17 protein-coding genes and 1 tRNA gene are annotated in these 20,837 nt (G+C 71.3%); 8 read left to right on the top strand and 10 right to left on the bottom strand.

What is annotated here, in order from left to right:
* Nucleotides 1–43 precede the first annotated feature (43 nt).
* Nucleotides 44–487: a hypothetical protein gene (locus tag ACZ4WQ_RS46305; protein WP_311729385.1), complete on the top strand. Its 444-nt coding sequence runs from the start codon at nt 44–46 to the stop codon at nt 485–487.
* A 331-nt stretch (nt 488–818) separates the two neighbouring features.
* Here the strand turns inward: ACZ4WQ_RS46305 and ACZ4WQ_RS46300 are convergent, their stop codons facing one another.
* Nucleotides 819–2,219: a cystathionine beta-synthase gene (locus tag ACZ4WQ_RS46300; protein ID WP_352134655.1), complete on the bottom strand. Its 1,401-nt coding sequence runs from the start codon at nt 2,217–2,219 to the stop codon at nt 819–821.
* A gap of 232 nt (nt 2,220–2,451) precedes the next feature.
* On the opposite strand from ACZ4WQ_RS46300, the gene ACZ4WQ_RS46295 reads away from it, so the two are divergent.
* The 3 genes from ACZ4WQ_RS46295 (at nt 2,452) to ACZ4WQ_RS46285 (ending at nt 6,057) form a co-directional block, all read left to right on the top strand.
* Nucleotides 2,452–3,486 carry an SGNH/GDSL hydrolase family protein gene (locus tag ACZ4WQ_RS46295; RefSeq protein WP_385350052.1) on the top strand — a complete coding sequence of 345 codons (1,035 nt, stop codon included), beginning with the start codon at nt 2,452–2,454 and terminating at the stop codon, nt 3,484–3,486.
* Nucleotides 3,487–3,619: 133 nt separating this feature from the next.
* Entirely contained in the window at nt 3,620–4,840 is a 1,221-nt protein-coding gene (locus ACZ4WQ_RS46290) for an acetyl-CoA C-acetyltransferase (RefSeq protein ID WP_385350055.1), read from the top strand.
* 278 nt (nt 4,841–5,118) lie between these two features.
* Nucleotides 5,119–6,057: a hypothetical protein gene (locus tag ACZ4WQ_RS46285; protein ID WP_385350075.1), complete on the top strand. Its 939-nt coding sequence runs from the start codon at nt 5,119–5,121 to the stop codon at nt 6,055–6,057.
* A gap of 27 nt (nt 6,058–6,084) precedes the next feature.
* On the opposite strand, the gene ACZ4WQ_RS46280 is transcribed toward ACZ4WQ_RS46285, so the two are convergent.
* Nucleotides 6,085–6,432: a hypothetical protein gene (locus ACZ4WQ_RS46280; RefSeq protein WP_385350057.1), complete on the bottom strand. Its 348-nt coding sequence runs from the start codon at nt 6,430–6,432 to the stop codon at nt 6,085–6,087.
* Between the two features lie 123 nt (nt 6,433–6,555).
* Here ACZ4WQ_RS46280 and ACZ4WQ_RS46275 point away from each other — a divergent pair, with 123 nt between their 5' ends.
* Nucleotides 6,556–6,786 (top strand): DUF4287 domain-containing protein, encoded by a 231-nt coding sequence (locus tag ACZ4WQ_RS46275; protein ID WP_311729380.1) that lies wholly within the window; start codon nt 6,556–6,558, stop codon nt 6,784–6,786.
* 113 nt (nt 6,787–6,899) lie between these two features.
* Here the strand turns inward: ACZ4WQ_RS46275 and ACZ4WQ_RS46270 are convergent, their stop codons facing one another.
* Both ACZ4WQ_RS46270 and ACZ4WQ_RS46265 read right to left on the bottom strand, forming a co-directional pair.
* On the bottom strand, nt 6,900–7,778 hold the full coding sequence (locus ACZ4WQ_RS46270) for a Bax inhibitor-1/YccA family protein (protein WP_398374511.1): 879 nt from the start codon (nt 7,776–7,778) through the stop codon (nt 6,900–6,902).
* A gap of 186 nt (nt 7,779–7,964) precedes the next feature.
* Nucleotides 7,965–8,047 (bottom strand) — tRNA-Leu (locus ACZ4WQ_RS46265).
* A 436-nt stretch (nt 8,048–8,483) separates the two neighbouring features.
* On the opposite strand from ACZ4WQ_RS46265, the gene ACZ4WQ_RS46260 reads away from it, so the two are divergent.
* The 3 genes from ACZ4WQ_RS46260 to ACZ4WQ_RS46250 all read left to right on the top strand — a co-directional run bounded on the left by ACZ4WQ_RS46260 (nt 8,484) and on the right by ACZ4WQ_RS46250 (nt 13,676).
* The gene (locus ACZ4WQ_RS46260; RefSeq protein WP_398374875.1) at nt 8,484–10,139 is read left to right on the top strand and encodes an IS200/IS605 family accessory protein TnpB-related protein; all 1,656 of its coding nucleotides are present in this window, start codon (nt 8,484–8,486) and stop codon (nt 10,137–10,139) included.
* A gap of 160 nt (nt 10,140–10,299) precedes the next feature.
* Entirely contained in the window at nt 10,300–11,082 is a 783-nt protein-coding gene (locus tag ACZ4WQ_RS46255; RefSeq protein WP_398374513.1) for an ABC transporter ATP-binding protein, read from the top strand.
* Between the two features lie 50 nt (nt 11,083–11,132).
* Nucleotides 11,133–13,676 carry an ABC transporter permease gene (locus ACZ4WQ_RS46250; RefSeq protein ID WP_398374514.1) on the top strand — a complete coding sequence of 848 codons (2,544 nt, stop codon included), beginning with the start codon at nt 11,133–11,135 and terminating at the stop codon, nt 13,674–13,676.
* Between the two features lie 254 nt (nt 13,677–13,930).
* Here ACZ4WQ_RS46250 and ACZ4WQ_RS46245 read toward each other — a convergent pair whose 3' ends face one another.
* The 6 genes from ACZ4WQ_RS46245 to eno all read right to left on the bottom strand — a co-directional run bounded on the left by ACZ4WQ_RS46245 (nt 13,931) and on the right by eno (nt 20,713).
* Nucleotides 13,931–15,256 (bottom strand): class I SAM-dependent methyltransferase, encoded by a 1,326-nt coding sequence (locus ACZ4WQ_RS46245; protein ID WP_398374516.1) that lies wholly within the window; start codon nt 15,254–15,256, stop codon nt 13,931–13,933.
* 221 nt (nt 15,257–15,477) lie between these two features.
* Complete coding sequence (locus ACZ4WQ_RS46240) at nt 15,478–16,848, bottom strand: NAD(P)/FAD-dependent oxidoreductase (protein ID WP_311729375.1); 1,371 nt, start codon at nt 16,846–16,848, stop codon at nt 15,478–15,480.
* Between the two features lie 409 nt (nt 16,849–17,257).
* Nucleotides 17,258–18,199, bottom strand: coding sequence for a Ppx/GppA phosphatase family protein (locus tag ACZ4WQ_RS46235; protein WP_358847568.1), 942 nt, complete (start codon nt 18,197–18,199; stop codon nt 17,258–17,260).
* The gene (locus ACZ4WQ_RS46230) at nt 18,196–18,753 is read right to left on the bottom strand and encodes a DUF501 domain-containing protein (protein WP_311729373.1); all 558 of its coding nucleotides are present in this window, start codon (nt 18,751–18,753) and stop codon (nt 18,196–18,198) included. The genes ACZ4WQ_RS46235 and ACZ4WQ_RS46230 overlap by 4 nt, the downstream gene beginning before the upstream one ends.
* A 60-nt stretch (nt 18,754–18,813) precedes the next feature.
* Nucleotides 18,814–19,326, bottom strand: a complete 513-nt coding sequence (locus ACZ4WQ_RS46225) for an FtsB family cell division protein (RefSeq protein ID WP_358847569.1) — start codon at nt 19,324–19,326, stop codon at nt 18,814–18,816.
* A gap of 91 nt (nt 19,327–19,417) precedes the next feature.
* On the bottom strand, nt 19,418–20,713 hold the full coding sequence (gene eno, locus ACZ4WQ_RS46220) for a phosphopyruvate hydratase (protein WP_311729371.1): 1,296 nt from the start codon (nt 20,711–20,713) through the stop codon (nt 19,418–19,420).
* Between the last annotated feature and the right edge of the window lie 124 nt (nt 20,714–20,837).

The following is a 20,837-nucleotide window of genomic DNA, read 5'->3' as shown; positions in this document are numbered from 1 at the left end:
TAGCCCCACCGACAACGCGTCCCTGAGACCGTACCGTTGGAGCATGGACAGTCGTGACGCCGAACTGAAGCGCGAACTCGACGCCACCCTCCAGACGCGCAAGGAGCTGGGGGCGGAGTACGAGACGGAGCTGGTCGACTCCTTCATGGAGAAGGTCGAGCAGCGGTTCAACGACACCGCTGACCGCCAGGTGCGGCGGCAGATGGCCGAGGAGCAGATGGCCGCCGCGCGCGGCGCGCGCCCCGACCCGGCGGGCCTCCCCGGCCAGGGTCCCGGCCTCGGGCTCGGGCTCGGCGAGCGCTTCGCCTTCGTGGTGGTCACGCTCGTGCTGGCCATCCCGCTCTCCGCGATCGCCGCGGCCAACGCGGGGCTGTCCGGGCTGCTGGTCACCTGGGGCGGCATCGTCGCGGTCAACGCGGTGCACGCGTCCGGATGGTTCTCCGTGCTCCGCCGCCGCCGCGAGACGCGCGGCGACTGGGACACGTAGAGAGAGCGGGATGTACGGGGGGATGTATAGGGGGGGACCGCCGCACCCCGGCGTGAGCACCGAGGGCGGGACGACGGCGGTCCCCGCCAGGGACGCGGGCCGGGGCAAGCCGAGCCGTCGCGTCCGGGCGACCATGGAGGTCCGGGAGCCGCTCCGGAGGTCCTTGTCGCCGCTCTTCGGGTGTCGGTGTCGTCCGTTCCGACACCCACTAATGTGCCGGAGCTGTGTTAAGCGCGTGCTGCGGGCGCGTGACACCCACGTACCACTTACCGGAAGGACGAGCGACCTTTTCCGAGACGGCAGTTGACCACCGGAACGGCTGCCGCCGCGGCTACCGCTGGGGAGCGCCCTGAGCGCCCTTGGCCAGGTACGCCAGCAGGTCCTGCCGGCTCACCACGCCGCTCGGCTTCCCCTCCACCAGCACGATGGCCGCGTCCGCCCCGCCCAGCACCGCCATCAGGTCCTCGACCGGCTCGCCCGAGCCGACGTGCGGCAGCGGCGCGCTCATGTGCTTCTCCAGCGGGTCGGTCAGCGCGGCGCGCTGCGCGAACAGCGCGTCCAGCAGCTCGCGTTCCACCACCGACCCGATGACCTCGGCGGCCATCACGTCCGGGTGCCCGGCGCCCGGCTTGACGATGGGCATCTGCGAGACGCCGTACTCCCGCAGCACCTCGATGGCCTGACCGACCGTTTCGTCCGGGTGCATATGGACCAGCGAGGGCAGCCCGCCCTCCTTGCCCTGGAGGACGTCGCCGACGCGCACCGCCGGGCCCTCCTCCTCCAGGAAGCCGTAGTCCGCCATCCACTCGTCGTTGAAAATTTTAGAAAGGTAGCCGCGGCCGCTGTCGGGGAGCAGCACGACCACCACATCGTCGGGGCCCAGCTCCTCGGCGACCCGCAGCGCCGCCACCACGGCCATCCCGCACGAGCCGCCGACCAGCAGCCCCTCCTCGCGGGCGAGCCGCCGGGTCATCTGGAAGGCGTCCTTGTCGGAGACCGCGACGATCCGGTCGGCGACGGTCCGGTCGTAGGCCGTCGGCCAGAAGTCCTCGCCGACGCCCTCGATCAGATACGGGCGGCCGCTGCCGCCGGAGTACACCGAGCCCTCGGGGTCCGCGCCGACGACCTGGACCCGGCCCTCGCTGGCCTCCTTGAGGTAGCGGCCGGTGCCGCTGATCGTGCCGCCGGTGCCGACGCCCGCCACAAAGTGGGTGATCTTCCCCTCCGTCTGCTCCCACAGCTCGGGACCGGTCGTCTCGTAGTGCGAGCGCGGGTTGTCGGGGTTGCTGTACTGGTCCGGCTTCCAGGCGCCCGGGGTCTCGCGCACCAGGCGGTCCGAGACGTTGTAGTACGAGTCGGGGTGCTCGGGGTCCACGGCCGTCGGGCAGACCACGACCTCGGCGCCGTACGCCCGCAGCACATTGATCTTGTCGGTGGACACCTTGTCGGGGCAGACGAAGATGCACTTGTAGCCCTTGCGCTGGGCGACCATCGCCAGCCCCACGCCCGTGTTGCCGGAGGTAGGCTCGACAATCGTGCCGCCCGGCCGCAGCGCCCCGGAGCGCTCGGCGGCCTCGATCATCCGCACCGCGATGCGGTCCTTCACCGAGCCGCCGGGGTTGAAGTATTCGACCTTGGCCAGGACGGTCGCCCGGATGCCCTCGGTGACGCTGTTGAGCTTTACCAGCGGGGTGTTGCCGACCAGCTCAATCATCGAATCGTAGTACTGCACACCTGCTCCAGGTCCGAAGTCAGCGGGTTCTCCGCGGTCAGGGCGGGCGGCCGCCGTCGCGGGCCCGTGCTGCCCAGCTTATTGCGCGCTGTGACCGCTTAACGGGTGCGTGGCGCCCGAGCGCGAACGCGGCAACAAGCCGGGCGACAAGCCAGGCGAAAAGCGGTTAGCAAGTCGTACAAAAAAGGGTACAAAGGAGCAACGGACGTGTGGACGGAGGTGACCTGGACCCATGTCCATGTCGAGAGCGAGGGTCGCGCGGCGGATCGCCGCCGCGGCGGCGTACGGAGGCGGCGGGATCGGGCTGCTGGGCGGCGTGGCCGCCGTTCTGCTGCTCACCGAGGTCTCGCACGCGAAGCGGGTGGTCGGGGGATCCGAGGACCCGCCCCCGCGCGCCGACGGCCGCTACGGTCTCGACTTCGCCCCCCGCGCCGGCCGGCCCGCGCTGCGGCTGGCCTTTCTCGGCGACTCCACCGCCGCCGGGCAGGGCGTGCACCGGCCCAGCCAGACCCCGGGCGCGCTGCTCGCCTCCGGGCTCGCCGCGGTCGCCGAGCTCCCCGTCGACCTGCACAACGTGGCCCAGCCCGGCGCCCAGTCCGATGACCTGGAGCGCCAGGTGACTCTGGCCCTCGAGGACCCGACGACCCTCCCCGACGTCTGCGTGATCATGATCGGCGCCAATGACGTCACCCACCGCATGCCGCCCGCCCAGTCCGTACGGCTGCTGTCGGAGGCGGTGCGCAGGCTGCGCGACGGCGGCTGCGAGGTGGTGGTGGGCACCTGCCCTGATCTCGGCACCATCGAGCCCGTCTACCAGCCGCTGCGCTGGATCGCCCGCCGCCTCAGCCGCCAGCTGGCCGCCGCGCAGACCATCGGGGTGGTCGAGCAGGGCGGCCGTACGGTCTCGCTCGGCGATCTCCTCGGGCCCGAGTTCGCGGCCAACCCGCGCGAGCTGTTCGGGCCGGACAACTACCACCCCTCGGCGGAGGGCTACGCGACGGCCGCCATGGCCATTCTGCCGACGCTGTGCGGGGCGCTCGGCCTGTGGCCCGAGGTGCCCGAGGAGGCCCGCGACGTGGGCATCCTGCCGGTGGCCAAGGCCGCGGCGGAGGCGGCGGCCGAGGGCGGCACCGAGGTCACCGCGGCCCGCGGCCCCTGGGCCCGGCTGCTGCGCCGCGACGGCCACGCCTCGGGCGAGCGGACGCCCGCCGCCCCGAAACCGGCCGGAGCCCCCTCCTCCACGGGCCCGCCCCCGGCGGCCCGCTGAGCCCCCGAGGCGCTGAGCGTACGCTTGGAAAAGAGGCCCGCATCACAGCCCTGATGCCGTGACCCATGCGATACGTGCGGGTAACTTCCCTCAGAGTCCACCCAGCCCGCCCCTCGCGCCATCTGGAGCCGTGATGCCCGAAGCCGTGATCGTCTCTGCCGCCCGTTCCCCCATCGGCCGGGCCTTCAAGGGTTCGCTCAAGGAGCTGCGGCCGGACGACCTGACCGCCGAGATCATCCAGGCGGCGCTCGCCAAGGTCCCCGAGCTGGACCCGCGCGACATCGACGACCTCATGCTCGGCTGCGGGCTGCCGGGCGGCGAGCAGGGCCACAACCTGGGCCGGATCGTGGCCGTGCAGATGGGCATGGACCACCTCCCCGGCTGCACCATCACCCGCTACTGCTCCTCCTCGCTCCAGACCTCCCGGATGGCGCTGCACGCGATCAGGGCGGGCGAGGGCGACGTCTTCATCTCGGCGGGCGTCGAGATGGTCTCCCGTTCGGTGAAGGGCACCTCGGACGGGCTGCCGGACACCCACAACCCGCTCTTCGCCGACGCCGAGGCCCGCACCGCCGCGCGCGCCGAGCAGAAGGGCACCGACTGGCACGACCCGCGCGAGGACGGTCTGATCCCCGACGCGTACATCGCGATGGGCCAGACCGCCGAGAACCTGGCCCGGCTGAAGGGCATCACCCGCGAGGACATGGACGAGTTCGGCGTGCGGTCGCAGAACCTCGCCGAGGAGGCCATCAAGAACGGCTTCTGGGAGCGCGAGATCACCCCTGTGACGACCCCGGACGGCACGGTCGTCGCCAAGGACGACGGCCCGCGCGCGGGGACCACCCTGGAGGGCGTACGCGGGCTCAAGCCGGTCTTCCGCCCCGACGGGCTGATCACCGCGGGCAACTGCTGCCCGCTCAACGACGGCGCCGCGGCGCTGGTGATCATGTCGGACACCAAGGCGCGCGAGCTGGGCGTGACGCCGCTGGCGCGGATCGTGTCCACCGGCGTCTCGGCGCTCTCGCCGGAGATCATGGGCTACGGGCCGGTGGAGGCGTCCAAGCAGGCGCTCGCCCGCGCCGGGATGGCGATCGGCGACATCGACCTGGTGGAGATCAACGAGGCGTTCGCCGCGCAGGTCATCCCGTCCTACCGCGACCTGGGCATCGACCTGGACCGGCTCAATGTGAACGGCGGCGCGATCGCCGTCGGCCACCCCTTCGGAATGACCGGCGCCCGGATCACCGGCACGCTGATCAACTCGCTCCAGTTCCACGACAAGCAGTTCGGCCTGGAGACCATGTGCGTGGGCGGCGGCCAGGGCATGGCCATGGTGCTGGAGCGGCTGAGCTGAGCCGGGCCGAGGACACCGAGTCTCTCTGGGCACATGCGCCCAGCACATGAGGCGAGCACATGAGTTGTGACCGAATCTCCCCCAGGATGTGACCAAGGTCCTGGGGGAGTGGTGTAAGCCCAGCTCAGCGGGGGTGTTCCGGGCCCTCACCGCATCCGCCGACCCCGATTTCCGTCCACTTGGTGATGTTATGCACTGACACGGGGCGGCGGCGCGGGCCAAGCTGAGGTAGGAATTCGGGGGATCAACAGGAACCGGGAGTCAAGTCAGTGAGCGCCATGACTATCGCCGCCCTCCTGGCCGCGGCCACCGCCACGGCCGTGGGCGCCTCCGCCCTGCTCACCGCCCGCGGCACCCGGCGCCAGATCGCCGAGCTGCGCGCCGAGCTCGCGGCGGCGGCCGCTCCCACCGCCGGCCGGGACGGCGGGACGAGCCCTGACACAGCCGCCGAGCCGGGCCCCGTCGCGGTCCCCGCGCCCCGCTCCGCCGCCACCCCCGTCGCCGAGATACGCGCCGCCGTCGCCGACGCGCTCGCCGAGGAGCGGGAGCGCGAGCTGGCCGAGGCGCGGGCGTTCTGGGCGGCACAGGAGGCCCGGGACACCGCCGCGGCGGCCGACGCGCACCCGCTGCTGGGCAGGCTGGCCGGGCTCGGCGAGGAGCCCCAGCCGGACGTCATCCCGTATGTGCCCCGGCAGGCCGACCCGGCCGGGGTGGAGCCGCTGATCGACCTGGACGCGCTCGACCTCGTGAGCGAACCGGACCAGTGCCCGGAGACGGGCGCGGAGGCCGAGGTGGACCTGGAGCCGGATCCCGGCCTGGACGCGGAGCCGGCGGCCGAGGCCGTGGAGTCGTCCGAGCTGGCGGCCGCGCGCCGGCGCCACCCCTCGCACCCGGACTTCTCGCCGCACCCCACCGTCGCCGACCACGACCGCACCGTGGCCCGGCTCACCGCGCTGGCCGACGCCCACACCCCGCTCGCCGATGTGCGCCCAGGCCCGCTGGGCACCCTGGATGTGTATGTCTTCGCCGACGGCACCACGGTCTGTATGACCCCCGGCCACCGCGAGACCGCGGAGCGGCTCGCGGACGCGCTGCGCGAGGGGCGCGGCCCGGTACTGCTGGGCAGCTCCGGGGTCCTCGGCGCCTACGCGCTGACCTTCGGCTGCGGTGACGAGCAGGTGTACATCCTCGCCGACCGCGTCATCGCCTCCCTGTAGCCCCGGCCCCCGGCCCCCGGCCCCGGCTCAGAGGTCGCAGCGCCGGGCCGTGGCCTCCACCAGGGCCACCGCGGAGGCGAGCGCCCCATCGCCCTCGGCTCCGCCCGCCCCGGCACCACGAGGCGCGCGCTCCAGCGCATGCGCCAAATCGTGACCGGCCACCGCCACCTGGTCGGCAACCGCGAACATCCCCGCGTCCGGCATGATCCTCGGGCTGCTCCCGGGCTCGTCGATCCGCTGGGCCCGCACCGACAATTCCCTTGCCAGCGCGAGCCCCTCGGCCGCCACACCCCGGCTCAGACGGGACTGCGGAAGGGAGCGCAGACGGTCGGCGAGCCGGTCCACGGCGGTCAGCAAAGAGGTCGCATCATCCACGCCGCGAGCCTATGCGCCACCCGCGGACTGTTGCCAACAGCCGAACTCTCAGGCACGGTGAGCTGAAGGACCAGACCCGGGCCGTGAAGAAAGGCCTGGAAAACGGACGCGTCGGAGGCGCCGATGTCCCAATCCTTCTCCGAAGAAACCCACCGGAACCTGCTCTCCCGAATCCCCCAATGCACCGGCCGTGAAGTCGTCGACTGGCTGCGCACCGTAGACGAAGGGCCCGCTCTCTTCCGCTTCGAGGAGAAGGTCAGCTGGCTGCGCGGTGAACACCAGCTCGCGTACGGCCACGCCAAGGCGATCATTCATGAGCACGATCTGAGGCGGGCCGCGCGCAAGCTGCTCTAGCCCCCTCCCCTCCCCACACCATCGAACAGGACGAAAGGCCCGCGGGGCGTATGCCTCGCGGGCCCTTCGTGATCAGCTGGTGATCCGGTCCCGGACGATGTCCGGGGGGACGGCTAGTCCCGGAAGAGGGAGATCAGCCGGAGCAGCTCCAGGTAGATCCACACCAGCGACAGGGTCAGACCGAACGCGGCCAGCCAGGACTCCTCGCGCGGAGCGCCGTAGCTGATGCCGTCCTCGATCTGCTTGAAGTCGAGCGCCAGGAACGCGGCGCCGAGCACCACGCCGATGATGCCGAACAGGATGCCCATGCCACCGCTGCGGAAGCCGAGGCCGTCACCGCCGCCGAAGGCGGCGAAGAGCAGGTTGACCGACATCAGCAGCAGGAAGCCGATGGCGGCGGCGGCCACAAAGCGCTGGAATCGCGCGTTCACCCGAATGAGCCGGGTCTTGTACGCGGCGAGCACACCGACGAACACGGCCATCGTGCCGAGCACGGCCTGCATCGGGATGCCGGACCAGCGCTCGTTGTACACCTGGCTGATGACGCCGAGGAAGAGGCCCTCGAAGACGGCGTAGCTCATGATCAGCGCGGGCGAGGCCTTGCGCTTGAACGACTGGATCAGGCCCAGCACCATCGCCACGAGCGCGGCGCCGAAGCCGACGGCGACGGGCAGCTCCATGATCCAGGCGGCCGCGGCGGCGACGATGACGGTGCCGAGCGTCATGCTGGTGCGCATGACGACGTCGTCCATCGTCATACGGCCGGTCTGAAGCGGACCGGCCGGCGGGGCGCCGTACATCTGCTGAAGCTGGTCGGGTGTCAGATTCTGCTGGTCACCGGCCGCGTACGGGTTGGTCGGTGCCTGGGTCTGCGCGTACGGGTTGCCCTGGGCTGCGGCGGGGCCCCCGGCCTGCGGTGCCGCGCCGAAGCCCGCGTAGCCGCCGTCGCGGCTGAACCCCCGTCGCGAGAAGACCGGGTTGCTGCTCCTCATCTCACTCCTCCATGGCCGCCCTGCGCGACCTTGACTACAGAGTAATGGGTAAGCAAAGAAAGCACTCTAGTGCCCAGGGAGGATATTTTCACGCGCGCGCGAGCGGCGCGAGGCCCATGCGGGCCCCGCGCGGTGGACGTTGGGCGACCGGACGCGCACTCAGCGTACGGTCGCTGGGACTGGGTGTGCCCGGAACCGGACTTGAACCGGTACGCCCGCGAGGGGCAGCGAGGTTTAAGCTCGCCGTGTCTGCATTCCACCATCCGGGCGCGGCTCCCTCGGGTCGTACGAGCACGCACGTACGTCCCTCCCCGTAGGAGAGCAGCCACGAGCCTATCCGGGGGCACGCCCCCGAACAGCGGATCGACGAACCGAGGTTGTCTTATTTTATTGGCAACTGAGGGCCCATCAGCATCGGGTCGGGGCAACCGCACACACCGGCGCCCATCGGACCTGCTCATATGCCGCACCACGCCCCCGGCAGGGGATTGACGCAATCTCGACGCCCCCGTACGGGGGGTTGTGAGCTGCTGCCGATTGACAGCGCTTGGGCGCGTTTTGGTGTGCATGAGTGAGCACCGGCGACCATGCGGCGGGCCTGGGCTGGAAGGGAATGAGGGTTCTCGCATCGAATGCGTGACTGATGCGGGTGGTGCTCGTTGGGTGTGGTGACGGGTTCTTCGGTACCGGGCGGGGGTGGGAGAGGTGGGCGGGCTGCGCGAGGTGGCGGCGCCGTTCGTGGTGCCCGGCCCGACCGGAGTGGCGATCCGCAGCAGTCTCAAGGGGCTGACCGGGCAGGATGAGAAGGTCCTGCGCCTGGTCGGTGGGCTGCTGGGCTCCCTGGCCTCCCGGGACCTGAAGGCCCGCTGCGCGGCCGGGCTGGATCACGACAGTGACCAGTGGGCGCGGCGCAAGCGGGCTTTGACCGGTCAGTCCTCCTCGCGCTGGGCGGGCAGTGTCACCAAGGCCACGCATGATCAGTGGGCGCTGGCCCGGCGCGGTCAGCTCACGCACATCCAGAACCTCCAGGCGGGCATCGATACGATCGGTTGTCGGCTGTCGCTGCCGGTCGGGTCGAAGGGGTCCAAGGGCTCGCCCGGTGGTTACCGCTCCCGGCAGGAGTGGTTCGCCAAGTCCCGGCGCCTGCACCTGCTCGAGGACCGGCTGGAGCGGGAACAGGCGGCCCGTGAGGCCGGGCGGGTGCGGGTGGTACGCGGTGGAAGGAAGCTGCTGCGCAACCGGCACAACCTCCAAGCCGCCCAGCTGACCGAGGCGCAGTGGCGGGAGCGGTGGGAGGCCGAGCGCTGGTTCCTCCAGGCCGATGGCGAGTCCGGGAAGGGTTGCGGGAACGAGACGATCCGCGTCACGCCGGACGGTGAGGTGAGCATCAGGCTTCCGGCGCCGCTGGCCGCTCTGGCGAACAGGCCCCACGGCCGGTATGTACTGGCCTGCCGGGTCCGCTTCCGGTATCGGGGCGAGCAGTGGGCGGACCGTATCGTGGCGAACCGTGCCGTGGCGTACCGCATCCACTTCGACGTGGGGCGTGGCCGCTGGTACCTGACGGCTTCCTGGCAGATCCCGCCGGTGAAGGCGGTGCCGCTGGAGGCGGCCCGGGCTGGCGGGCTGGTGGGTGTGGACATGAACGCCGACCATCTGGCCGCCTGGCGCCTGGACGCCCATGGCAATCCGGTAGGCGAGCCGAAGACGTTCGGCTATGACCTGTCGGGCAGCGCACCGCACCGGGACGCACAGCTGCGGCACGCTCTGATCCGGCTGCTGCACCGGGCCCAGCGCCACGGTGTGGCCATCGCGATCGAAGACCTGGACTTCCAGGCCGAGAAGACCCGGGAGAAGCACGGCAGGCGCAAGCGCTTCCGCAAACTGATCTCCGGCATGCCCGTGAGCAGGCTGCGCAGCCGGCTGGTGTCGATGGCCGCCGAGCTCGGCATCACCGTCGTCGCGGTCGATCCCGCCTACACCTCCCGCTGGGGCGCCCAGCACTGGCGGCGGCCCCTGACCACCAGGACCCGCAAGACCACCCGCCACGACGCCGCCGCCGTGGCCATCGGACGGCGCGCCCTGGGATGCCCGATCCGGCGACGGACACAACCGCCCCCACAGCACCGGAGCGATGCTGCGGGGCATCGGAGCGTCCAGGCCGCATCGGGCGTCCTGGGGCGTGAGGAAACCCGCCCCCGCATTCCCGGACCACGGACACGATCCGCCGGCGCCGGACGCGGAGCGAAAGCGGGGGACCAGGGGGTACCTCCCAGCGGTAGCTGGGGGAGTGCCCACAACCGTTCGGGGCACACGGCTGAGCACGAGTCCTGGCACCAGGACTCACTCCCGCTCAGCCCCTAGGAACGGTCTCTTCTCATACCCAAGGAGGACCCGGCACCGCGGCATACGTCCCTGGTCCCGTACGGAAACCGGAGCGCGGGCTGATACCCCGTCCCCCTTGTGCTGTGACCATGGGAGGAACGCCCTGATGTCCCCACACCACCCGACAGGAGCCCCCACCGTGACCACGACCCCCTCCGGCGTCCAGGCCGCCGCCGCCCGCGCCACCGCCGCGGCGCGCGCCACGGACCTCACCAAGGTCTACGGGCAGGGCGATACTCAGGTCGTCGCCCTCGACGGTGTCTCCGTCGAATTCCGGCAGGCCGAGTTCACCGCCATCATGGGCCCGTCGGGCTCGGGCAAGTCGACCCTGATGCACTGCATGGCGGGCCTGGACACGGTCTCCGGCGGCTCGGCCCGCATCGGTGACGTGGAGCTGACCTCGCTCAAGGACAAGAAGCTCACCCAACTGCGCCGGGACAAGATCGGGTTCATCTTCCAGGCGTTCAACCTGCTGCCCACGCTCAACGCGCTGGAGAACATCACCCTGCCGATGGACATCGCCGGCCGCAAGGCGGACAAGGCGTGGCTGGACCAGGTGGTGACCACCGTGGGCCTGTCCGACCGGCTCAAGCACCGCCCCGCCCAGCTTTCCGGCGGCCAGCAGCAGCGCGTCGCGGTGGCCCGCGCGCTGGCCGGCAAGCCCGAGATCATCTTCGCCGACGAGCCGACCGGCAACCTGGACTCGCGCTCCGGCGCCGAGGTCCTCGGCTTCCTGCGCAACTCGGTACGCGAACTGGGCCAGACCGTGGTCATGGTCACCCACGACCCCGTCGCCGCCTCGTACGCCGATCGGGTGGTCTTCCTCGCCGACGGCCGGATCGTCGACGAGCTGCGCGACCCGACCGCCGAGACGGTCCTGGACCGGATGAAGCGCTTCGACGCCAAGGGCCGCACCAGCTGATCCGGGCCCGGCGCCCCACGCCCCACGCCACCCTCTTACTTGGACTGACCATGCTCCGTACCGCCTTGCGCAACGTGCTCGCGCACAAGGCCCGGCTGATGATGACCGTACTCGCCGTCCTGCTCGGCGTGGCCTTCGTCTCGGGCACCCTGGTGTTCACCGACACCATCTCCAGCGCCTATCAGAAGAGCTCCGAGAAGGGCTTCTCGGGCGTCGACGTCGCCATCCAGCCGGACAAGTCCGACGACGACTCCGGAAACCCCGGCGCCGCGCCCCGGCTGACCCAGCGCCTGCTCGACCAGGCCGGTCAGGTGCCCGGCACCGCCTCGGCCATCGGCGCCGTCTCCGGCTACACCGCGGTCGCCGACAAGAACGGCGACCTGCTGGGCAACGGCTTCGCCAACACCGGCGCCAACTACTACCCCGGCGCCGACGGCAAGGACCCCCGCTACACGCTGACCGACGGCCGCGCCCCCAAGGCCGCGGGCGAGGTCGCGCTCGACTCCAAGACCGCCGACCGCGGCCACTACAAGGTGGGCGACACGGTCCGGCTGTCGGTGGACGGCCCGGTGCGCCAGGAGAAGGTCGTCGGCGTCTTCACCACCGACGACGGCAATGTCGCCGCGGGCGGCAGCCTGGTGCTGTTCGACACCGCCAACGCTCAGCGGCTGTTCGCCAAGCCGGGTGAGTTCGACGAGATCGACCTGAAGGCCGCCCCGGGCACCTCGCAGGCCGCCCTGAAGTCGGGCGTCGACAAGATCCTCCCCAAGGACGCCGAGGCCACCACCGGTCAGCAGCTCGCCGACGACCAGGCCGCCCTGATCAAGCAGCAGATGAGCGGCATGCAGACCGGCATGCTGGTCTTCGCCGGGATCTCGCTCTTCGTCGGCATCTTCATCATCGCCAACACCTTCACCATGCTGGTCGCCCAGCGCACCCGCGAGCTGGCCCTGATGCGCGCGGTCGGCGCGTCCCGCCGCCAGGTGACGCGCTCGGTGCTGATCGAGGCCACCGCCGTCGGCGCGGTCGCCGCCGTCACCGGCCTGGTCGCCGGCATCGGCATCGGCGCCGGGCTGCGCTCGCTGCTGAACTCCACCGGGGCCACCGTCCCGGACGGCCCGCTGGTCGTCTCCCCGACCGCCATCGCGGTCTCGCTCGTGGTCGGCGTCGTGGTGACCGTGCTCGCCGCCTGGCTGCCGGGCCGCCGCGCCGCGAAGATCCCGCCGGTCGCCGCGATGAACAGCGTGCACGCCGCGCCCACCACCCGCGGCCTGGTGGTGCGCAACACCATCGGCGCCGTCCTGTCCGCGGCGGGCGCGGCGGGCGTGCTGGCCGGAAGCCGCATGGGCAGCGACGGCAAGCTCCCCATGGGCCTGGGCGCGGCGGTCCTGGTGATCGGTGTGTTCGTGCTCACCCCGCTGCTGTCCCGCCCGCTGATCGCGGCCGCCGCCCCCGTGCTGCGCGCCTTCGGGATCTCCGGCAAGCTCGCCCGGCAGAACGCGGTGCGCAACCCGCGCCGTACCGCCGCCACGGCCTCCGCCCTGATGGTGGGTCTGACGCTGATCACGGGCATGACCGTGATCGCGGGCAGCGTCCAGAAGGGCATCGACAACATGGCCACCGGCGCCCTGAAGTCGGACTACGTGGTCAGCCTGGGCGGCTTCGACGGCGTCCGCCCGCTGTCGCCCGACGTGGAGCGGACCCTCGGCAAGCTCGACCAGGTCACCACCCTCAGCCCGCTGCGCAACTCCGCGTCCCGGGTCGACGGCGACACCGAATACCTGACGGGCGTCAACGGCAAGGCCATCCAGGACCTGGTCGGAGTCGACTTCAAGGAAGGCTCCTTCGCCGGGCTCGGCGGCGACAAGGCCGTGGTCGACGACAAGACCGCCGACCGCTACGGGTGGAAGCGCGGCTCGGCCTTCACCGTCACCTACGAGGACGGCCGCAAGGGTCGGCTGTCGGTCGCGGGCGTCTACGAGGGCAACCAGATGATCCGCGGCATCATGCTGGACAACGCCACCCTCACCCCGCACATGCGCACCGTGACCGATATGCAGGTCATGCTGAAGACCAAGGACGGGGCCTCCGAGGCCACCAAGAACGCCATCGAGAAGGCGCTCGGCAACAACCCCGCGATCCAGGTCCAGGACAAGAAGGACATCTCCAACGGCATCGCCCAGTTCTTCACCCTGATGCTGAATATGCTCTACGGGCTGCTGGCCATGGCCGTCATCGTCGCGGTGCTCGGGGTCATCAACACCCTCGCGATGTCGGTCTTCGAGCGGTCCCAGGAGATCGGCATGCTGCGGGCCATCGGTCTCGACCGGCGCGGCATCAAGCGCATGGTGCGCCTGGAGTCGCTGGTGATCTCGCTGTTCGGCGGGGTGCTCGGGATCGGCCTCGGCGTCTTCTTCGGCTGGGCGGCGGGCGAGCTGATCGCGAGCGGCCTGCCCACGTATGAGCTGGTGCTGCCGTGGGGGCGGATGACCGTCTTCCTGGTGCTGGCCGCGGTCGTCGGCGTCCTGGCCGCACTGTGGCCGGCCCGCCGCGCGGCAAAGCTCAACATGCTGGCGGCGATCAAGGCGGAGTAGGGGGCGGGGGGCCCTTTCCCCTACCCGCCCCTTCCCGAAACTGGGGGGCAAGCCCCCAGACCCCCGGACGCCCTTCGGGCGTGTCCTCAAGCGCCGGACGGGCTGACTTTCCGCCTGGACGGGCTTGATTCGCCCGCCAGGGCGAATCAAGCCCGTCCGGCGTTTGAGGACCGGGGTCCGGGGCGGAGCCCCTCACGCGGCGGAGCCGCACATCGACAGGGGCCGGGAAGGGGCGGGTAGGGGAAGCCCCGCTCTCACCCCAGCCAGTCGCGGGAGCGCAACCGCATGCCGGACGTGCCGTCCTCCGGGGTGCGGACCGCCAGGACCTGGTTCACCCCGATGCGGTTGCGCTCGAAGGACAGCGCCGACGCCGCCATGTAGAGCCGCCACACCCGGGCCCGCCCCGGCGAGGTGAGCCGGACGGCCTGCTTCCAGTGGGCCTCCAGGTTGGCGACCCAGCCGCGCAGCGTGAGGGCGTAGTGCTCGCGGATCGCCTCCACGTCGCGCACCTCGAAGCCCGCCTCCTCCAGTTGGGCGACGGTCCGCCCGACCGGGGCCAGCTCGCCGTCGGGAAAGACGTAGCGGTCGATGAACTCGTCGACGTGGTACGCCTCCTCGTCGGGCTCCGGGCGCCGCGCGATCTGGTGGTTGAGCAGCCGGCCGCCGGGCTTCAGCAGGGCGTGGAGGTCGGCGGCGTACTCGGCGTAGCGCGCGGAGCCGACGTGCTCGGCCATGCCGATCGAGGAGATCGCGTCGTACGGACCGTCGGCGATCTCGCGGTAGTCCTGGACCCGGATCTCGACCTGGTCGGTGAGCCCGGCGTCGGCCACGCGCTTGCGGGCGTACGCCGCCTGCTCCTGCGAGAGCGTGATGCCGACGGCGCGCACACCGTACTCGCGCGCCGCGTGCAGCACCATCGAGCCCCAGCCGCAGCCGACGTCCAGCAGCCGCTGGCCGGGCCGGAGCGCCAGCTTGCGGCAGACGAGGTCGAGCTTGGCGCGCTGGGCGTCCTCCAGCGTGCCGCCCTCGGCGGGGGGCCGCTCCCAGTAGGCGCAGGAGTAGACCATGGACGGGCCGAGCACCAGCTCGTAGAAGTCGTTGCCGACGTCGTAGTGGTGGCTGATGGCCTCCTTGTCGCGGCGCAGTGTGTGCAGCGGCCCGCGCCACACACGGCGCGCCTCCTCGCGGGGCGGGGCCGGGGGCAGTGCGGGCCTGGCGAGGCCGATCAGGGTGCGGGCGGCGGAGCGCACCGCGGGATCGCGCAGCGCCTTGAGGGCCGCAGCCGCCTTCGACTGCCGCTGAGCCGCGGGGCCGCGCTCCCACAGCAGCCCGGCCATCAGGTCCAGGGCCTCGTACAGATCGCCCTCGATGTCGAGGTCGCCGGCCACCCAGGCGCGGGCCAGGCCCAGCTCGCCGGGTTTCCACAGGAGCCGGTGCAGCGCCCTGCGGTGCCTCAGGACGAGGACGGGGGTGTGCGGTGGGCCCGCCTCGCTGTGGTCCCAGGCGCGGATCCGGACGGGGAGCGGGGCTCCCAGTACCTCCTCGGCCAGTGCGGTGAGCCGCCGGGCGGCGTCGGCCATGTCACACACCTCCGTGATGGCGAGTCAGGAAGATTCACTCACCACGTAAACACCACGGGTCCCCCGCACAGTCCCGCCGACACGTGTGGAATCGGCAAAGACCATCCGCTCGCAGGCGCACCGGGACACCAGGGCACCGGAAACGGGAAACGCCGAAGGGCGCCCGCCCCACGGATGGCGGACGCCCTTCGGCGTTCAGCTGTGCTCGGCGCGGCCCGGCGTCAGGACGCCTTGGCCTTCTCGGCCTGCTTGGCCGCGGCTGCCGCGGAGACCGGGGCGGCCGCCTCGTAGAACTCCTCGCGGGGGTTCTCCATGGCGCCGAGGGAGACGACCTCGCGCTTGAGGAACATGCCCAGCGTCCAGTCGGCGACGACCCGGATCTTGCGGTTGAAGGTCGGCATGGCCATGCCGTGGTAGCCACGGTGCATGTACCAGGCCAGCCGGCCCTTGAGCTTGATCTTGGTCTTGCCGACGACGATCATCGCGACGCCCTTGTGCAGACCGAGCCCCGCGACCGCACCCTTGTTGGCGTGCTTGTACTCGCGCTGCGGGAAGCCCCGCATGCCCGAGATCACGTTGTCGCCGAGCACCTTGGCCTGGCGCAGCGCGTGCTGGGCGTTCGGCGGGCACCAGGCGCCCTCGCCGACGGCGAGGTCCGGCACCTGGGCGTTGTCGCCCGCGGCCCAGATGTACTCGCTGCCCTGGACCTGAAGCGTCGCCGCGGTGTCCACGTGGCCACGGGGGCCGAGCGGGAGGCCGAAGCGGGCGAGCGCCGGGTTCGGCTTGACGCCGGCCGTCCACACGATCGTGTTGGAGTCGACCTCGAGGCCGTTCTTCAGCACCACGTGGCCGTCGATGCAGGAGTCCATCGAGGTGCCGAGGTAGACCTCGACGCCGCGCTTCTGGAGGTGCTCCAGACCCCACTGGCCGAGCTTCGGGCCGACCTCGGGGAGGATCTTGTCGGCGGCGTCGACCAGGACGAAGCGCATGTCCTCGCGCTTCACGCTGGTGTAGTACTTGGCGGCGTCGCGCGCCATGTCCTCGACCTCGCCGATGGTCTCCGCACCCGCGAAGCCACCGCCGACGAAGACGAAGGTCAGCGCCTTGCGGCGGACCTCCTCGTCGGTCGTGGAGTCGGCCTTGTCGAGCTGCTCGAGGACGTGGTTGCGCAGGCCGATGGCCTCCTCGATGCCCTTCATGCCGATGCCGTTCTCGGCGAGGCCGGGGATCGGGAAGGTGCGGGAGACCGCGCCGAGAGCGATGACCAGGTAGTCGAAGGGCAGCTCGTACGCCTCGCCGACGAGCGGCTGGACGTTGGCGACCTTGCGGTCCTGGTCGATGGTCGTCACTCGGCCGGTGAGGACCTCCGCCTTGGGGAGCACACGCCGCAGCGGGACCACGACGTGGCGCGGGGAGATGCTGCCGGCCGCAGCTTCTGGAAGGAAGGGCTGGTACGTCATGTACGAGCGGGGGTCGACGACCGTGACGGTCGCCTCGCCGTACCGCATCTTCTTCAGAATGCGGCGCGCCGCGTACAGGCCTACGTACCCACCGCCTACAACGAGGATCCTGGGACGCTCCGTGGTGCTCATGATTCGAGTATCCAGCACCCTCCGGGGGGTGCCTCGTGAGCCCCTTCACAAGCTTGTTGAGGGGGTCTGCTACACTCCGCCGCCCCCGTGACACACGCCATACCCGCCGAGGGGAACCACCAGGGTCGCCGACGCGTTGACAGCCCCGCTGATCTGCGCTTGCGAGTGAACGCGGGAGTAGACCACCGGGGTCCGCGGCCTCGCCGTCACACGCCTGAAACAACCTCCGGGAGGGCCGTCCGGCGGGAGCGTCCGCCGAAACCACCCACGAAGGAGTCTCAGCCGTCACACCCGGCGGCCACCAGGCAATTTTTTCATGTGAAGCTTTTCACGAACTTTTTGCCGGGCCCGTCTCCACGGGCCCCTCACACGGGGTCCACACACCCTCCGGGCGGCCCTCAGAGCCCCGTCAGGCGATGCTCCAGGCGATGCCGTCGAGGATGTCGTGCTCGCTCACCACGACCTCCCGGGCCCCGCATCGCTCCATGATCGTAAGCAGCACGAGCGCCCCTGAGGCGATCACATCCACCCGGCCCTCGTGCATCACCGGGATCGCCGCCCGCTCGGCGTGCGTCGAGCCGATCAGCTTGTCCGTGATCTCGCGGACCTGGTCGAGGGAGACGCGCGAGTGGTGGATGGCGGAGGAGTCGTACTCCGAGAGCCCCAGCGCGATGCCGGCGACGGTGGTGACCGAGCCCGCCAGCCCGACCAGACTACCCGCCCCCCGGATCGGCACCGTCTCCTCGACGAGATCCAGGGCCCGCTCGATGTCGGCCCTTATGGCGGCGATCTGACCGACCGCCGGCGGATCGGTGATCCGGCCGTCCACGACCAGATGACGCTCCGTCATCCGCACACAGCCGATGTCCACGCTGCGCGCGGCCCGTACCCGTTCGTCGCCGACCACGAACTCCGTCGAGCCGCCGCCGATGTCCACGACCAGATACGGCCGGGCGAAGCCCTCGCGGTCGGTCAGCTCCTTGGTGGCGCCCGTGAAGGAGAACTCCGCCTCCTGGTCGCCGCTGATCACCTCGGGCTCCACGCCCAGGAACGCCACGACCCCGCGCACGAACTCCTCGCGGTTCTCGGCGTCGCGGGAGGCGGAGGTGGCGACGAAGCGGACCCGCTCGACGCCGAGCCCGCCGATCACCTCCGCGTACTCACGGCAGGCCGCGAAGGTGCGCTCCAGGGCCTCGGGGGCCAGCCGCCCGGTGCGGTCCACGCCCTGGCCGAGCCGGACGATCCGCATCCGGCGGTCCAGCTCGGTGATCCGCCCGGTGGCCGGATCGGCGTCGGCCACCAGCAGCCGGATCGAGTTGGTGCCGCAGTCCACGGCCGCGACGCGGGTCATGCTCTGTCCCCCGCGTCCTCTTCGGCGTCCGTCGCCCCGCCGCACGGCGTCACGCACGGCCCCTTCGCCCACCACTTCGGCAGCAGGGCGATGGCCTCGTCCCCGAGCGGGTTGACGCCGGGGCCCGCGGCGAGGGAGTGGGCCACGAGGACATGCAGACACTTCACCCGGTCCGGCATGCCGCCGGCGCTCGGGAACCCCTCCAGCACCTCGATCGCGTCGCGGCGCGCGAGATAGTCCTCATGGGCCGCCCGGTAGGCGTCGGCCAGCCCGGGGTCGGCGGCCAGCCGTGCCGACATGTCCTTCATCACGCCCTCGGCCTCCAGCGTGCCGATCGCCGAGGCGGCGCGCGGGCACGTCAGGTAGTAAAGGGTCGGGAAGGGCGAGCCGTCCTCGAGCCGCGGCGCGGTCTCGACGACGTCCGGGTTGCCGCAGGGGCAGCGGTGCGCGACGGCGCGCAGCCCGCGCGGCAGGCGGTTCAGCTGCTCCTTGACGGCGGCGATGTCCGCGTCGGTGGGCGCGGTGGGCTCCGTCTGCGGAGGAGGCGTGTCCATGGGTGGGATGTTCTCTTCGATCGGTTCGGACCGGCCGCCCGGGGCGGCCGGTTTCTTCGGTCAGCGCCCGGCGCGGCCCGCGTGGTCCGTCGCGTCCGCCTGGTCGGCTTTATCCGCCTTGTCAGCTTTATCGACGCTGTCCCACATGTTGCTGTACCAGGGGCGGTCGGCCGCGCCCTGGTCGGACGAGCGCTCGGTCTCGCCGCCGCCGTCGACCACGCTGTAGCCGGTCTCCCCCGGCCGCGTGAAGTGCAGCCGCTCGCGGGCCTGCTGCTCGACGTACGCCGGGTCCTGGAGCCTGGCCTTCTGCTCCAGCAGCTTCTTGACGTCCGCGCGCTCCTTCTCGGCCTGGCGCCGCTGTTCGGAGATGTCCGAGCGCTGCGAGATGTACTGCCGCATCGGATAGGCGAGGGCCACCACGAGCGAGCAGACGACCAGCGCGAGGAGCGCGGCCCGGCCGGTGAGACGGCTGCGGCGGCGCCGGATACGGGCGCGGTAGACGCGGGCGGCGGCGTGCTCGCCGAACGCCCTCAGCCTGGTCGCGGTGGAGAACCGATCCCGATCCGCCGGCACGTCGCCTCCCCGGTCATGACTTCGCTGTGTACGCCGTCCCCGGCCACGGTACGGGACCGGGGCCGGGGACGGCGGTCAGACTCGGCGGGGCTCAGCCCTTGACGACCGCGCCCTTGAAGCGCGGGAAGGCGGAGCGGCCCGCGTACACCGCCGCGTCGTCGAGGATCTCCTCGATGCGCAGCAGCTGGTTGTACTTGGCCACGCGCTCGGAGCGGGCGGGGGCACCGGTCTTGATCTGGCCGCAGTTGGTGGCGACGGCCAGGTCGGCGATGGTGACGTCCTCGGTCTCGCCGGAGCGGTGCGACATCATGCACTTGAAGCCGTTGCGCTGGGCCAGCTCGACCGCGTCCAGGGTCTCGGTCAGCGAGCCGATCTGGTTGACCTTGACCAGCAGCGAGTTCGCGGTGCCGCTCTCGATACCGCGGGCCAGCCGCTCCGGGTTGGTGACGAACAGGTCGTCGCCGACCAGCTGGACCTTGTCACCGAGCTGGTCGGTGATCGTCTTCCAGCCGTCCCAGTCCTCCTCGTTCAGCGGGTCCTCGATGGAGACCAGCGGGTACGCGTCGACCAGCTCGGCGTAGTACGCGGTCATCTCGGCGGCGCTGCGCGCCTTGCCCTCGAACGTGTAGGTGCCGTCCTTGTAGAACTCGGAGGCGGCCACGTCGAGCGCCAGCGCGATGTCCTGGCCCGGCTGGTAGCCGGCCTTCTTGATCGCCTCGACGATCAGGTCGAGGGCGTCGCGGTTGGAGCTCAGGTTCGGGGCGAAGCCGCCCTCGTCGCCGAGGCCGGTGGACAGGCCCCGCTCCTTCAGCACGGACTTCAGGGTGTGGTACACCTCGGTGCCCCAGCGCAGCGCCTCGGAGAAGGACTCCGCGCCGATCGGCGCGATCATGAACTCCTGGATGTCCACGTTGGAGTCGGCGTGCGAGCCGCCGTTGAGGATGTTCATCATCGGGACCGGCAGCAGGTGGGCGTTCGGCCCGCCGAGGTACCGGAAGAGCGGGAGGTCGGAGGCCTCGGACGCGGCGTGCGCCACGGCGAGCGAGACGCCGAGGATGGCGTTGGCGCCGAGCGAGGACTTGTCCGGGGTGGCGTCCAGGTCGAACATCGCCTGGTCGATCAGGCGCTGCTCGGTGGCGTCGTAGCCGACGAGCTCCGGACCGATCTGCTCGATGACGGCGAGGACGGCCTTCTCGACACCCTTGCCGCCGTAACGGTTCTTGTCACCGTCGCGGAGTTCGAGGGCCTCGAAGGCACCGGTGGACGCACCGGAGGGCACGGCGGCACGGCCGGTGCTGCCGTCGTCGAGGCCGACCTCGACCTCGACCGTGGGGTTGCCTCGCGAGTCGAGGATCTCGCGAGCTACGACGACGTCGATGGACGGCACGAGGTTCTCCTTCGTATGGGTCTGTCGTTCTCCGGCATGAGCCTAACGGGCCCGGGGGCCGGGCCCGACGAAGCCCCGGCGGGGCGCGCCTCAGGTGGGGGGGCGGCGCGCCCGGCCGGGGCGG

The sequence above is a fragment of the Streptomyces sp. NPDC028305 genome, from assembly GCF_055569495.1.
This window is presented reverse-complemented; position numbering and strand designations above follow the sequence as displayed.

Excerpts from the sequence above, each read along its gene's own strand:
- ACZ4WQ_RS46245 (WP_398374516.1), bottom strand. The coding sequence starts at position 15,256 with ATGGCCGACGCCGCCCGGCGGCTCACCGCACTGGCCGAGGAGGTACTG.
- ACZ4WQ_RS46230 (WP_311729373.1), bottom strand. The coding sequence starts at position 18,753 with ATGGACACGCCTCCTCCGCAGACGGAGCCCACCGCGCCCACCGACGCG.
- ACZ4WQ_RS46240 (WP_311729375.1), bottom strand. The coding sequence starts at position 16,848 with ATGAGCACCACGGAGCGTCCCAGGATCCTCGTTGTAGGCGGTGGGTAC.
- ACZ4WQ_RS46285 (WP_385350075.1), top strand. The coding sequence starts at position 5,119 with ATGACTATCGCCGCCCTCCTGGCCGCGGCCACCGCCACGGCCGTGGGC.
- ACZ4WQ_RS46290 (WP_385350055.1), top strand. The coding sequence starts at position 3,620 with ATGCCCGAAGCCGTGATCGTCTCTGCCGCCCGTTCCCCCATCGGCCGG.
- ACZ4WQ_RS46235 (WP_358847568.1), bottom strand. The coding sequence starts at position 18,199 with ATGACCCGCGTCGCGGCCGTGGACTGCGGCACCAACTCGATCCGGCTG.
- ACZ4WQ_RS46250 (WP_398374514.1), top strand. The coding sequence starts at position 11,133 with ATGCTCCGTACCGCCTTGCGCAACGTGCTCGCGCACAAGGCCCGGCTG.
- ACZ4WQ_RS46270 (WP_398374511.1), bottom strand. The coding sequence starts at position 7,778 with ATGAGGAGCAGCAACCCGGTCTTCTCGCGACGGGGGTTCAGCCGCGAC.
- ACZ4WQ_RS46305 (WP_311729385.1), top strand. The coding sequence starts at position 44 with ATGGACAGTCGTGACGCCGAACTGAAGCGCGAACTCGACGCCACCCTC.
- ACZ4WQ_RS46295 (WP_385350052.1), top strand. The coding sequence starts at position 2,452 with ATGTCCATGTCGAGAGCGAGGGTCGCGCGGCGGATCGCCGCCGCGGCG.
- ACZ4WQ_RS46275 (WP_311729380.1), top strand. The coding sequence starts at position 6,556 with ATGTCCCAATCCTTCTCCGAAGAAACCCACCGGAACCTGCTCTCCCGA.